This window comes from Pseudomonas sp. PHC1 (assembly GCF_046487845.1).
In the GTDB taxonomy this organism is placed as follows: domain Bacteria; phylum Pseudomonadota; class Gammaproteobacteria; order Pseudomonadales; family Pseudomonadaceae; genus Aquipseudomonas; species Aquipseudomonas sputi.
In genome coordinates, this window is sequence record NZ_JBJXHJ010000013.1 from 105,062 (window position 1) to 118,714 (window position 13,653).

Genomic DNA, 13,653 nt, shown 5'->3' on the forward strand with positions numbered 1-13,653 from the left:
CTCTGCACGCCTTCCAACCAAGGGGGCTCAACATGAAGGACATGAACAGCGGCTACATCACCCGGGACCATGGCGCCGTGCGCCCGTTGATCCTGACCCAGCGCACCACCGCGCCGGGCCCGGACACACCGATTCTGTTCCAGGAGACGTGCCTGGGGCTGGCCAACGATCAGAGTCAGTTGATCCTGCGCCGCTATTTCGAACGATTCAGCCCGACCGAGGCCCATTGGGTCGAATACCTCCATACGATTTCTACCGCCGAATTCATTCAATGGATCATGACCCACGGCCAGTTGCGCATCGAGTGCTCCGACAATACCCCGCACAGCCACGTCCACGCCTGAACAAGGAAGTACCATCGATGAGTAACCATCGCTCACTGGCTGTGCTGTTTGCCGCCACCCTCAGCCTGTCGGCGTGCAGCAGCAAGAAGCTTCCGACCGAGCCGCAGGCCGGGTTTCTAAGGGATTACAGCGTGCTCAAGGAAGGGCAGACCGCTTCGGGGCAGACGATCCTGAGCTGGGTCAGCCCGGCACTGGCGAGGGGCCGTTACACCCAGGTTTACCTGGCGCCGAGCCAGTTCTACCCACGGCCCGAGCCTTCGCAGCGCATTCCCCAAAGCACCTTGTCGGGCGTGACCCACTATTACGACGCAGCCCTCAGGCTGGAGCTGGGCAAAGTGCTGCCGCTGGCGTCGAAACCCGGCCCGGACACGCTGATCGTCAAACCGGCCATCACCCAGGTCGCCGCCAGCACTCAGGGCCTGCGTTTTTATGAATGGCTGCCGGTGACGCTGGTCGCGGCCGGGGTGAGCAGCGCCACCGGTATTCGTGACCGGGACAGTGAGATCGCCACGGAAGTGTCCTTCGAAGACGGTTCGACCGGGGAGGTCGTGGCCGAGGTGGTGCGCAAGGGCAAGGGCGTGCCGCTGGAGAACGACAAACAGGTCATGACGCCCGATAACGTGAAAGCCGTCCTCGACGGCTGGGCCACGGACTTGAGTCAAACCTATGTACCGGTTCAGCGAGCCGCGCTGCGCTAGAAGCAGGGTGGTCTAACATCATCAGGCGTATTTCGATTTCGGGAGTGCCTGATGTCCGTGAGTGTTGCCCTGCGGTTACCGTCGATAGACAGTCTGTTGCGCCACCCCGCGTGCCAGCCCTTGGCCGAGCGTTACGGACGCGAGGCCCTGTTGACGGGGTTTCGCCAGTTACTGGATGAGTTGCGCGAAGCGGTGGTGGCCGGGCAATTGACCGCCGTTGAAATCAGCCCTGAAGCCCTGGCCGGAAGGGTGTCTGAACGCCTGGCACTGAAGCAGTGCAGTCAGGTGCGCCGGGTGTTCAACCTGACCGGCACAGTCCTGCACACCAACCTCGGCCGGGCCTTGTTGCCCGAAGAGGCCATTGAAGCCGTGCAACTCGCGGCGCGCTATCCCTTGAATCTGGAATTCGATCTGGCCAGCGGCAAGCGCGGTGACCGCGACGACCTGATCGAAGGCCTGATCCGCGAACTCACCGGCGCCGAAGCCGTCACCGTGGTCAACAACAATGCCGCCGCCGTATTGCTGACCCTCAACAGCCTCGGCGCGCGCAAGGAAGGCATCATCTCCCGGGGCGAGCTGATCGAGATCGGCGGCGCGTTCCGCATCCCCGACATCATGAGCCGCGCCGGCGTGCGCCTGCACGAGGTTGGCACCACCAATCGTACCCATGCCCGCGACTACGAGGCGGCAATCAGCCCACGCAGCGGCCTGCTCATGCGCGTGCACGCAAGCAACTACAGCATCGAAGGTTTCACTGCTCGGGTGCCGACTGCCGAACTGGCGGCGCTGGCCCATCGACATGGTCTGCCGCTGCTCGAAGACCTCGGCAGCGGCAGTCTGCTGGACCTGACCCGTTGGGGCTTGCCGGCGGAACCGACGGTACGCCAGGCACTGCTCGATGGCGCCGACATCGTCACCTTCAGCGGCGATAAATTGCTGGGCGGGCCGCAGGCGGGGGTGATTGTCGGGCGCAAGGACTTGATCGCGAAGATCAAGAAAAACCCGCTGAAACGTGCGTTGCGGGTCGACAAACTGACCCTGGCGGCACTGGAAGCGGTGCTCGGGCTCTACCGCGACCCCGATCGACTGGCCGAACGCTTGCCGAGCCTGCGCCTGCTGACTCGGCCGCAAGCCGACATTCTGGCCCAGGCCGAACGCCTGCAACCGGCCTTGTCTCAACGGCTGGGCGAGGGCTGGACCGTGACGGCGATGCCGGCGCTGGGCATGATCGGCAGCGGCAGCCAACCGGTGGCACGCCTGCCAAGCGCCGCATTGTGCCTGCGCCCGCAAGTATCGAAACGCCTGCGCGGACGTTGCCTGCTGAATCTGGAAGCCGCGTTTCGCGCCTTGCCGGTCCCGGTGCTCGGGCGCCTCGATGACGACGCGTTGTGGCTGGATCTGCGGCAACTCGACGATGAACCGGCGTGGCAGGCGCAACTCGGGCAGTTGCAAACGTGATCGTCGGCACGGCGGGGCACATCGACCACGGCAAGACGTCACTGCTGCAAGCGCTGACCGGGCAAACCGGCGACCGCCGCCCGCAGGAACGCGAACGCGGGATGACCATCGACCTCGGTTATCTGTACGCTGAACTGGCGCCTGACGCCGGGCTGACCGGTTTCATCGACGTGCCGGGCCATGAGAAATTCACCCACAACATGCTGGCCGGCGCGCAGGGCATCGATCTGGTGTTGCTGGTGGTGGCTGCGGATGACGGGGTGATGCCGCAGACCCGCGAGCATCTGGCGATTGTCGAGTTGCTGGGCATTCCACGGGCGCTGGTGGCGATCACCAAGTGCGACCGGGTCGAGGCGGGCAGGGTGGAAGAGGTTCGCCGGCAAGTTGAAAGCCTGCTGGCGTCCGGGGTCTATGCCGGAGCGCCGCTGTTGACGGTTTCCAGCGTGACCGGCGAGGGTGTCGATGCGCTGCGCCAGATGTTGTTGCAGACGCAGGGTGCAATACAGGCGCGCAGTCGCGAAGGCGGGTTTCGTCTGGCGATCGACCGGGCATTCAGTGTCGCCGGTGCCGGGATCGTGGTGACGGGGACGGCGCTTTCGGGTTTGGTTGCGGTGGGTGACAAGCTGAGTCTGGGCCCGACGGGCAACACCGTACGGGTCAGAGGCCTGCACGCGCAGAATCAGGCCGCCGAACAAGCCTTCGCCGGCCAACGGGTGGCCCTGAACATCAGCACGGATCGTCTCGAGCTCGGGCAGATTCATCGTGGCCAATGGTTGCTTGCCCAATGGCTGCACGCGCCGACCCAGCGGCTGGACATCGAATTCCAGCTGCTGCCGGGCGAACGGGTTTTCCAGCATTTTCAGCCGGTGCACCTGCATCTGGGCACGCAGGACGTGATCGCCCGGGTCGCCTTGCTGGAAGGTTCGAGTCTGGCGCCCGGCGAGCGCATGTTTGCGCAATTGCTGACCAACGTCCCCGTGCACGGCGTCAACGGTGATCCGTTGATCCTGCGTGACGCCAGCGCCCAGCGCACGCTCGGCGGTGGTCGCGTGCTCGATCCCTTCGCCCCGGCCCGCCAGCGGCGCAGCCCGGAAAGGCTGGCGCAACTGCGCGCACTGGCGATCAGCGCCGAGCTGGAACAGGCCTTGCCGACGTTGCTGGAATACAGCGCAAGCGGCCTCGACCCGCAACGCCTGGAGCGTCAGTTCAATCGTCCGCGTGACGGCTGGACGCTGCCGGACAACGTCCGATTGATCGAAACCCGGCAAGGGCCGGTGCTGTTCAATGCGCAGCGCTGGGGCATGCTCAAGTTCACCTTGCTGGAACAACTGGCGCGCTTTCATGAGCTGGAGCCCGATCAGATGGGCCCGGATCGCGACCGTCTGCGGCGCTTCAGCGGTTTGAGCCTTGAGCGCGCGACCTTCATCAGCCTGCTGGAAGAATTACTCGTTGCCGGCTCGCTGGTCGCCAGCGGCCCATGGTTGCACTTGCCCGACCATCAGGTGCGCCTGAGCGCCGACGACGAAACCCTGTGGCAGGCGTTGCAACCGTTGTTCAAACAGGCCGGTTTCGATCCGCCGTGGGTCCGTGACGTGGCGAAAGTCGTCGATCAGGAAGACGCGACCGTCCGATTGCTGCTGCGCAAACTGGCGCGCCTTGGCGTGATGCACCAGGTGGTGCGCGACCTGTTTGTCACGGACATCACGCTGCGGCAAATGGCGGCGGTGCTGCTGCGCCTGGCGGAGGAAAATCCGCAGATCGAAGTCACGGCGTTCCGCGATGCGCTAGGCTTGGGACGCAAGCGCAGTATTCAGATCCTCGAATACTTCGACCGGCTGGGCCTGACCCGGCGTGTCGGCGAAGGCCGGCAAATCCGCTCCGACAGTGCGCTGGCGAACTCCGGCGCGAACTGAGTTCAAGGAAGGCAATCGCGCCCGGTGGCGCGGCCGGGCTTCAAACCCGGTTGGGGACGGCATCCGTTCCCGGGCAGGTTCGACTCCGGCTGCCTTCCGCCAATTTGCCCTTCAAAAACCCAGCGGGTACTGGATCACCACGTAGATCCGGTCGATGTCGTCGCCCGCCTGGGCGCTGTTGGCCCGGTGCGACACGTGGGACAGCTGCACCGACAGATCCTTGGCCGCGCCGGACTGGACGATGTAGCGCAGATCGATGTCGCGTTCCCAGTGTTTGCCGCCGTCTCCTTGCTGTGGCTGGTATTGACCGCTGTCCGCATCGAACGGGTTATAGGCGCCGCCCCTGGGCGCGTGGGTGCCGTCGATGTGGCTGCCGGACACGTAGCGGGTCATGAAATTCAGCCCCGGAATGCCGAAGGCGCCGAGATCGAGGTCGTAACGTGCTTGCCAGGAGCGTTCGTGGGCGCCGTTGAAGTCGGCGTATTTGATCGAGTTGGCCAGGTAGATCGAGTCGCCGCCGACGAAATCGAACGGCGTGTCGCCATTGATGCGTTGCCAGCCGAGCATGACCGCGTGGGCGCCAAAGGTGTATTTGCCCGAGAGGCTGAACGCGGTGTTGTCGATAGCGCCGGCCAGCGCCTGCCCGGTGTCGCGGGTGTGGTAGACGTTGGCATCGAGCAACAGCCCGGACTGTTTGAAATGCAGGTTGGCGTAGTACTGGCGCCAGGTGTCGCTCAGATCTGACGCATACAGCGCGCCGCCGAGCGGGCTGTCGCTGAACAGGTCGGTGCCGACAAAACTGATGCTTTCGCCTTGGGTGCTGGCGCCATAGCCCTGAAAGTCGCCTTTGCCGGAGGAACTGTCCTGATTCTTGAAGGCCGTGAAGCGCCCGGCCACAACGCGGGCGCTATCGATTTCGCGGCTGTCGAGCAGAAAGCCCGTGGCGTACTCCGGTTGCAGGCGTTTGTCCGAGGTATCGAACACCGGCGTTCCCACGGTCATTTCACCGAAGGCGAGGGTGGTTTTCGAAGCCTTGAGCTTCAGCGCACCGCCGGCGCTGGAATACTCGCTTTCGCTCCGACCGTCGCTGTCCACCGGCAACAGGCCGGTGCCGGAGTGCCCTTTGCCGCCATCGAGTTTGAGCCCATAAAAGGCGTGGGCATCAAGGCCAAATCCGACGGTTCCTTGCGTGAAACCGGATGCGAAAGTACCGATAAACCCTTGAGTCCATTCCTGTTTGTAGTTTTTTTCGGCGGGTGAGGGCGAGCGGTAATCGTTGCTCAGGTAGAAGTTGCGGCTGAGCACTTCGGTCTTGGCGTCATCGAGAAAACCGCTGGCGCACGCGGTATCGGCGAGCCCGCCAATCAGTAAGGCCAGCGCGAGGCGCGGTCTGGATAAAACCATCATGTGTCAGCAACCAGGATTGGCGGAAGATGACGCCATGTTCACGCGGATCGGCTGCCGGCGATTGAGCGCATGTGCTGAGTTGAATGTGTGAACAAGCGTCATGTTCCGTCGGCCGGCTCAGGATGGATTGCTCAAAGCACAAGACTTCACGCTCAAAAGCCGGATAATGGCGGCCAATTTGTTTAGCCCGCTATTCTGGTAACCCGCATGGAAATCAAGGTCAATTTTCTCGACAACCTCCGACTCGAAGCCAAGTTCGATGACTTCACGGTGGTGGCCGATCAACCGATCCGTTACAAGGGCGATGGCTCTGCACCGGGTCCGTTCGACTATTTCCTGGCGTCGTCGGCCTTGTGCGCGGCTTACTTCGTAAAGTTGTACTGCAGCACCCGCAATATCCCGACTGAAAACATTCGTCTGTCGCAGAACAACATTGTTGATCCGGAAAACCGCTACAACCAGATCTTCAAGATCCAGGTCGAGCTGCCGGCGGACATCTCCGAGAAGGATCGCCAGGGCATCCTGCGCTCGATCGACCGTTGCACGGTGAAGAAGGTGGTGCAGGCCGGGCCAGAGTTTGTGATCGAGGAAGTCGAGAACCTCGACGCCGATGCCCAGGCCTTGCTGATGCCGGTTTCCACCTCAGGCGCGGGCACCTGCATTGCCGGCAAGGACCTGCCGCTGGAACAAACCATCGCCAACATGTCGGGGATTCTGGCCGACCTGGGCATGAAGATCGAAATCGCTTCGTGGCGCAACATCGTGCCTAACGTCTGGTCATTGCACATCCGCGATGCGCAGTCGCCGATGTGCTTCACCAACGGCAAGGGCGCGACCAAAGAGGGTGCGCTGGCCTCGGCGCTGGGCGAATTCATCGAGCGGCTGAACTGCAACTTCTTCTACAACGATCAGTTCTGGGGCGAAGAGATCGCCAATGCCGAGTTTGTGCATTATCCAGACGAGCGCTGGTTCAAACCGGGCGCCAAAGATGAGTTGCCCGTAGAAATTCTCGACGAATATTGCCTCGGTATTTACAACCGCGACGGCGAACTGCGCGGCTCGCACCTGTACGACACCAACTCCGGCAACACCCAGCGCGGCATTTGCTCGCTGCCGTTCGTGCGTCAGTCCGACGGTGAGGTGGTGTATTTCCCGTCCAACCTGATCGAAAACCTGTTTCTGAGCAACGGCATGAGCGCCGGCAACACCCTGGCCGAAGCCCAGGTGCAGTGCCTGTCGGAAATCTTCGAACGGGCGGTCAAGCGCGAAATCCTCGAGGGCGAAATGGCCCTGCCGGATGTGCCGCAAGAGGTGCTGGCGAAATACCCGGGCATCCTCGCCGGGATCAAGGCGCTGGAAGAGCAGGGCTTCCCGGTGCTGGTCAAGGACGCATCGCTGGGCGGTGAATTCCCGGTGATGTGCGTGACGCTGATGAACCCGCGCACCGGTGGCGTGTTCGCCTCGTTCGGCGCCCACCCGAGTTTCGAAGTGGCGCTGGAACGCAGCCTTACCGAGTTGCTGCAGGGCCGCAGCTTCGAAGGCCTCAACGACCTGCCACAGCCGACCTTCTCGGGCCAGGCGGTGACCGAACCGAACAACTTCGTCGAGCACTTCATCGATTCCAGCGGCGTGGTGTCGTGGCGGTTCTTCAGCGCGAAGGCCGACTTCGAATTCGTCGAGTGGGACTTCTCCGGCAATGGCGAAAACTCCAACGCCGAAGAAGCCGCGACGCTGTTCGGCATCCTCGAAGACATGGGCAAGGAAGTCTACATGGCGGTCTACGAGCACATCGGTGCCAAGGCCTGCCGTATTCTGGTGCCGGACTATTCGGAGATCTACCCGGTAGAAGACCTGATCTGGGACAACACCAACAAAGCGCTGCAGTTCCGTGCCGACATCCTCAACCTGCACAACCTGAGCAAAGTCGGCCTGCGCAACCTCGTCAAAGGCCTGGAACACAGCGAGCTGGACGACTACACCGATATCACCACGCTGATCGGCATCGAGTTCGACGACAACACGCCATGGGGCAAGTTGACCATTCTCGAATTGCGCCTGCTGATTTACCTCGCCTTGCAGAAGTTCGAGCAGGCCAAGGATCTGGTCGAAGCCTTCCTGCAATACAACGACAACACGGTCGAGCGTGGTCTGTTCTATCAAGCAGTCAACGTCGTGCTGGAAATGGAACTGGACGAGGATCTGCAGCTGGAAGATTACGAAGCCAACTTCCGCCGCATGTTCGGCGACGAACGCATGGATGCGGCGATCGGCTCGGTCAACGGCAGCGTGCGCTTCTACGGTCTGACGCCGACCAGCATGAAGCTGGAAGGGCTGGATCGACACCTGCGCCTGATCGAGAGCTACAAGAAACTGCACGCGGCGCGAGCCCACGTAGCGGGTTGATTGTTTTTGCAGCGCGCACACGACAAACGCCCCGACTTGTTCGGGGCGTTTGTTTTTGTGATGCGAAGATGAAAGAAGGCCTACGAGCCCATCAACTGGCGGTCTGCGATTTGCGGTTTGTCCGATCCTTTCCTGGAACCGCCGTTGCGTCGCTTTTTTTATGCTTGCTGAAACGTTTCATCACGTTTATAAAAAAGGTTACAACTCCAAGAAAGGCTGCTGCCATGACCCCGCTCAAACTCGTTGTTGCCCTCAGCGCACTGTCCGCTGCCTCCCACGCCATGGCCTGGGATTACGTTCTGCTCGACACCGACAAAGCCGCTCAGAACTGGCAGATCACCAGCCAGCAACTCGGCGTGAAAACCGACAAACCCTTCAGCGTCAGCCTGCGCACTTTGCATGGCGGTCGGCAGGAGGGCGTCAGCATTGTCGACATCGATAACGGCACGATGAAACTCTCGGTGGTGCCGACGCGGGGAATGAACGTCTTGCAGGCCTCGGTCGGCAATGTGCGAATGGGTTGGGATTCGCCGGTCAAGGAGGTGGTCAATCCGTCCTTCATCGAACTCAATGGCCGCGGCGGTCTGGGTTGGCTGGAGGGTTTCAATGAGCTGGTGACCCGCTGCGGATACGAATGGGTCGGCCACCCCGGCGTCGACAACGGCGAACTGCTGACCCTGCACGGTCGGGCTGCCAACATTCCGGCGAACAAAGTCACCCTGCACATCGATGAAACGCCACCGTACGCCATCACCCTGCGCGGTGAACTGAAAGAGCAGGCGTTCAAGAAAGTCGACTTCTCCGTCGCCACCGAACTGGTCACTGAACCGGGCAGCGTCGTGTTCGCCCTCAACGACACCCTGACCAACAACGGCGACTATCCGAAGGAATACCAGGCGCTGTACCACAGCAACTTCAGCACCCCGTTTCTGGAGCAAGGCGCTCGTTTTGCCGCGCCGGTGAAACAGGTGTCGCCGTTCAACGACAAGGCCAAGAGCGATTTGGCTGAATGGCAAACCTACCGCGCACCGACCAAGGACTACGACGAAACGGTTTACAACGTGGTGCCGTATGCCGATGCCAAGGGCGATACGTTGACCGTGTTGCATAACAAGGCCGGCAGCCTGGGCGTTTCGGTTGGCTTCAATACGCAAACATTGCCGGTGTTTTCCCTGTGGAAGAACACCGATACCCAAGGTCAGGGTTACGTCACCGGGCTGGAGCCGGGGACAAGTTTTTCCTACAACCGCCGTTATCAGCGCCCACTCAACCTAGTCCCCACCATTGGGCCGAAGGAACATAAAAACTTCCGCATCAGCTACAGCTTGTTGGCGGATAAGGCGGCCGTGGACAAGGCCTTGAAGCAGGTGAGCGAGATTCAGGGCGGGCGGGAGACTCAGGTGCGGCAGGCGCCGTTAGTTGACCTGACCAAGGGCTGACACCGGCTGGAGCGTTCTTGGCCGATACCGCCGCACCTCGGCCAAGAGTTCGGGCCCGATTCCGTCGGCTGCTTCAAGGTCCGCCAGCAAGCGCGCGACCTTGAGCTGTCGATGGGCTGTTCGCAATGACAGAGACTGCCGGCACTTGGCCGGCCAAGTCAGTCATTCACGATCAGAGATCGTCGGCGTCAGAGCGCAGCTTTCACCTGCAATCCAAACACCAACGCATTGTCGATGTCCTGCCCGGAGAACGCGCCCGGTTCGATGATGTATTGCACATTCGGGCGCAGCGTCAGCCATGGAGTGGCTTGATAGCCGTAGCCGAGTTCGATCAATTGTTCGGCGCTGTCCAGATTGGGGAACGCGGCGCCATTGGCCACGGCGGTGTCCTGCAGTACATCGCGGCTGCGCGGGTTCGGCACTGCGCGGCCGTAGCCCAACGCCACAGTGTCACGCGGGCGGCCTTCAAAAGGCTTGTACAGAACCAGGCCGGTGCCGTACCACTTGCTGAACGGCGAAGCCGCTTCGCTGGCCGCCGAGTATTGGCCGAAGGCATGCAGGCTGCGCCCTTCAGAGGTGTCCGAAGCCCAGACGGCCTGGTCGATCAGGACGTAGTGACCGCCGCGCCCTGACACTTCCTTGTCGCTGCCGATGCGTTTGACGTCGGAGCTGTCGTAGTAATAACCCACCTTGTACTCACCCGGCAGTTTGCCTGCCTGCTTGTAGACCAGCTCGATCGGCACCACGGTGCCGGTGGTGTGTTTCGGGCCCAGGTGCCAGGCACGACTGGAATTGCCGTTACTTTGCGGATCGACATTGAACGCGGCCACGCGCAGTTGCCAGGCCGGGGACAGGTCGTATTTCACCCGCACACCCAGATGCGCGTTGGGGTAGTTGGTCCAGCCGCTGCCACCGGACATGTTCAGCGGATGGCCGCAGAAACCGGCGTTCATGAAGTTGCAGAGAATGCCGCTGTCCAGCCCGCCGAGGTCGTTGCCCATGGCCATGTAGCCGAGTTTGACGTTCAGCGCCGGGGTCAACAGGCTGCGCTCGTAGCTCAGCTCGGTCAGGCGGGTGTAGAGGCCGCCGTAGTTTTCCTGGATCGGCAAACGGTTGCCGACCAGGTCTTCGGAGGCACTGTTGCCGCGTCGATCGTTGATGGTCAGCTGAATCTTGCCGGCGTTGTCCACGCCGTACAGTTTGCTCAGGTCGAACTGCGCGCCGAGTTTGATGTTTTGCGAGTAACGCGCCGAGCGATGCAGGCCGCCATCGGCGTTGTAGGCGGTTTCGCCGGTGTAATCACCGGTGAACTTGATGCCGTCTTCGTCGAGCTGGTGGCGCAGGCCGCCCCAGTCGCCGGTCAGGGTGTTGCGGGTGAACACGTTTGAATCGGTGTCGGCAAGAGCGGGCAGGGCAGCGCCGCAGGTGAGACCGAACAGCATGCCGGTGAAAACCCCGGCGTGAGAAAAGCGAACAGCCAATGACATTGCGCAAATCCAGAACGAAGGACATGAAACGACGCGGCACCCGAAGGTGCCGCGCACAAGTGAAGTGAAGGGGGACGCTGCGGTTTACGGCAGGGCGTACGCCATCACGTAGTCGCCGCGATCGGTCGACTGGCGAGCGCCACCGGCGGTGATGACCACGTATTGCTTGCCGGTTTTCGGCGACACATAGGTCATCGGGCCACCCTGGCTGCCGACCGGCAGACGCGCTTTCCAGATTTCTTCACCGTTGGCGCTGTTGAACGCGCGCAGGTAGAAGTCTTGAGTACCGGCGATGAAGATCAGGCCGCCCTGAGTCGACAGCGTGCCGCCGAGGGTTGGCAGACCGATCTTGATCGGCAGGTGCATGCGGATGCCGAGCGGGCCGGTGTCTTCAACGGTGCCGACCGGAACTTGCCACGCGACTTTCTGGGTTTTCATGTCGATGGCGGTCAGCGTACCGAACGGCGGGGCCTGGCACGGAATGCCGGCGACCGACAGGAAGCGGTTTTTGTTCACGGCGTAAGGCGTGCCCTTGAGCGGCACCGCGCCCATGCCGGTGTTCAGCGCTTCGCCACCGGAAGAGGCCTGAGCCTTGTTCTGCGACGGAATCATCTGAATCCACAGACCCAGGCGCATGTCGTTGACGAAGATGAAACCGTGCACCGGGTCAGTGGAGATGCTGCCCCAGTTCATGCCGCCCAGCGAACCCGGAAAACTCAGGGATTTGTCAGTGCCCGGCGCGGTGTACAAGCCGTCGTAACGCATCGACTTGAAATCGATCCGGCACAGCAACTGGTCGTACGGCGTGGCGCCCCACATGTCCGATTCAGTCAGGTGCTGGGCACCGATCTGCGGCATGCCCACCGATTTCGGCTGGGTAGGGGAGTACGGCTCGTTGGGGATATTGGCAGCCTTGACCGGCACTTCTTTAACGTCGGTCAACGGTTTGCCGGTAGCGCGGTCGAGCACGTAAATCTGCCCGGCCTTGGTGCCGATGACCACCGCTGGCACGGTTTTACCGTCCTTGGTGAAGTCGATCAGGCTTGGCTGCATCGGCAGGTCGAAGTCCCAGAGGTCGTTGTGCACGGTCTGGAATACCCACTTTTCTTCGCCACTGTTGGCGTCCAGTGCCAGGACGGAGGCGCCGTAGGTGTGATCGAGTTTGCTGCGCTCGACACCATAGATGTCGGTGGACGAACTGCCCATCGGCAGGAAGATCGTATTGGTCGCCGGGTCATAGGACATCGGCGCCCAGCTGTTCGGCGTGCTGCGCACATAGGTGCTGCCGTCTGCCGGTGCCTTGCGATCGGTTGGATTGCCCGGGTCGAAGGCCCAGCGCATGGCACCGGTCATGACGTCGAAACCGCGGATCACGCCACCTGGCATGTCGGTTTGCACGTTGTCAGCCACACGACCGCCAACCACCACGGTAGTGCCGGCCATCAGCGGCGCGGAGGACAGTTGATAGTAGCTGTCCGGGACATCACCCAGACCGGCCTTCAGATCCACCTGGCCGTTGTTACCGAAACCCCGGCAGAACTCGCCAGTGTCGGCATCGACCGCGATCAGGCGGGCGTCGATGGTATTCGTCAGCAAACGACGCGTGCAGTTGGCGACCGGAGCGGTCGGGGTTTCAGTCACTGGCGAGCTGGCCGGTTTGACGACGGCGGTGCTGGCGTCGAAATACGCCATGCCACGGCAACGCTGCCAGACTTTGGACTGAGCGTTGATCGCGTTTTTCCAGAGCTCTTTACCGGTATCGGCATCCAGCGCAATCAGGTTGTTGTGCGGGGTGCAAATGAACACCTTGTTGCCGATCTGCAGCGGAGTCAGCTGGTCTTCGGCGCCGTTGCCGTCGCTCTCGGCGATGTCGCCGGTGTGGTAGGTCCACGCGACTTTCAATTTGTCGACGTTGCTGCGATTGATCTGATCCAGCGCGGCAAAGCGGCTGCCGCCCTCGGTATTACCGTAATGCGCCCAGTCTTTTTGCGCCTTTTCCGGCTCGACCGGCGTCAGGCCCGGGCCGGTGCCGGTCGGGGCAACAGTCGGGTGCGCGACGAACATGTTGCCGGCAGCCACCGCCAGCCCAACGGCCAGTACAGCCGCAACGCCGTAAGCACCGCGACCTGCAACGTCACCATTGGCGCGTTTGAGCAGCGGATAGACCAGCGCGACCACCAGACCCACGGCGCTGAACATGAACAGGCGCGAGAACACTGGCCAGAACACAAGTCCCGCGTCGATCACGGCCCAGATGGCGGTCCCAACCAGAAACGCCGCGAACAGCCAGGCACCGGCAGGCTTGCGCCGCGCGATCAGCAGACCGGAAACGGCCATCGCCAGACCACCCACCAGGAAGTACCAGGAGCCTCCCAGGCTGACCAATTTCACACCGCCAGCGGCCAGTGCCAGGCCGAGCAGGGCGATGACCACGCCCAGCCCGACCAGAATGAATGTTGATATGCCCGAGAGGCTTTGACTCTGCTTCACGTTGAATGTCCCGT

Annotated in this window: 9 protein-coding genes, 1 tRNA gene and 1 pseudogene; 7 read left to right on the forward strand and 4 right to left on the reverse strand. The window is 62.0% G+C overall.

What is annotated here, in order from left to right:
• Nucleotides 1-32: 32 nt before the first annotated feature.
• The 5 genes from ACKJSM_RS17555 (at nucleotide 33) to ACKJSM_RS17575 (ending at nucleotide 4,515) form a co-directional block, all read left to right on the forward strand.
• Nucleotides 33-344 (forward strand): hypothetical protein, encoded by a 312-nt coding sequence (locus ACKJSM_RS17555; RefSeq protein ID WP_236179578.1) that lies wholly within the window; start codon nucleotides 33-35, stop codon nucleotides 342-344.
• A 17-nt stretch (nucleotides 345-361) separates the two neighbouring features.
• Entirely contained in the window at nucleotides 362-1,042 is a 681-nt protein-coding gene (locus tag ACKJSM_RS17560) for a DUF3313 domain-containing protein (RefSeq protein ID WP_410238409.1), read from the forward strand.
• 51 nt (nucleotides 1,043-1,093) lie between these two features.
• On the forward strand, nucleotides 1,094-2,500 hold the full coding sequence (selA, locus tag ACKJSM_RS17565) for an L-seryl-tRNA(Sec) selenium transferase (RefSeq protein ID WP_410238410.1): 1,407 nt from the start codon (nucleotides 1,094-1,096) through the stop codon (nucleotides 2,498-2,500).
• On the forward strand, nucleotides 2,497-4,413 hold the full coding sequence (gene selB / locus ACKJSM_RS17570; RefSeq protein ID WP_410238435.1) for a selenocysteine-specific translation elongation factor: 1,917 nt from the start codon (nucleotides 2,497-2,499) through the stop codon (nucleotides 4,411-4,413). Before selA ends, selB begins: the two co-directional genes overlap by 4 nt.
• A gap of 6 nt (nucleotides 4,414-4,419) precedes the next feature.
• Nucleotides 4,420-4,515 (forward strand) — tRNA-Sec (locus ACKJSM_RS17575).
• Between the two features lie 9 nt (nucleotides 4,516-4,524).
• Here the strand turns inward: ACKJSM_RS17575 and ACKJSM_RS17580 are convergent.
• Nucleotides 4,525-5,820, reverse strand: a complete 1,296-nt coding sequence (locus tag ACKJSM_RS17580) for an OprD family porin (RefSeq protein WP_410238411.1) — start codon at nucleotides 5,818-5,820, stop codon at nucleotides 4,525-4,527.
• 207 nt (nucleotides 5,821-6,027) lie between these two features.
• Between ACKJSM_RS17580 and ACKJSM_RS17585 the strand changes: the two genes are divergently transcribed.
• Both ACKJSM_RS17585 and ACKJSM_RS17590 read left to right on the forward strand, forming a co-directional pair.
• Nucleotides 6,028-8,223, forward strand: coding sequence for an OsmC domain/YcaO domain-containing protein (locus tag ACKJSM_RS17585; protein WP_410238412.1), 2,196 nt, complete (start codon nucleotides 6,028-6,030; stop codon nucleotides 8,221-8,223).
• Between the two features lie 224 nt (nucleotides 8,224-8,447).
• Nucleotides 8,448-9,662, forward strand: a complete 1,215-nt coding sequence (locus tag ACKJSM_RS17590) for an aldose 1-epimerase family protein (RefSeq protein WP_410238413.1) — start codon at nucleotides 8,448-8,450, stop codon at nucleotides 9,660-9,662.
• On the opposite strand, the pseudogene ACKJSM_RS17595 reads toward ACKJSM_RS17590, so the two are convergent.
• The 3 genes and pseudogenes from ACKJSM_RS17595 to ACKJSM_RS17605 all read right to left on the reverse strand — a co-directional run.
• Nucleotides 9,639-9,803: pseudogene (locus tag ACKJSM_RS17595) on the reverse strand (hypothetical protein); the annotation flags it as partial. The gene ACKJSM_RS17590 and the pseudogene ACKJSM_RS17595 overlap by 24 nt on opposite strands.
• A gap of 47 nt (nucleotides 9,804-9,850) precedes the next feature.
• A complete protein-coding gene (locus ACKJSM_RS17600; RefSeq protein WP_410238414.1) occupies nucleotides 9,851-11,149 on the reverse strand; it encodes a carbohydrate porin in 1,299 nt (432 codons plus the stop codon).
• Nucleotides 11,150-11,233: 84 nt separating this feature from the next.
• The gene (locus tag ACKJSM_RS17605) at nucleotides 11,234-13,639 is read right to left on the reverse strand and encodes a glucose/quinate/shikimate family membrane-bound PQQ-dependent dehydrogenase (RefSeq protein ID WP_410238415.1); all 2,406 of its coding nucleotides are present in this window, start codon (nucleotides 13,637-13,639) and stop codon (nucleotides 11,234-11,236) included.
• Nucleotides 13,640-13,653: the final 14 nt, after the last annotated feature.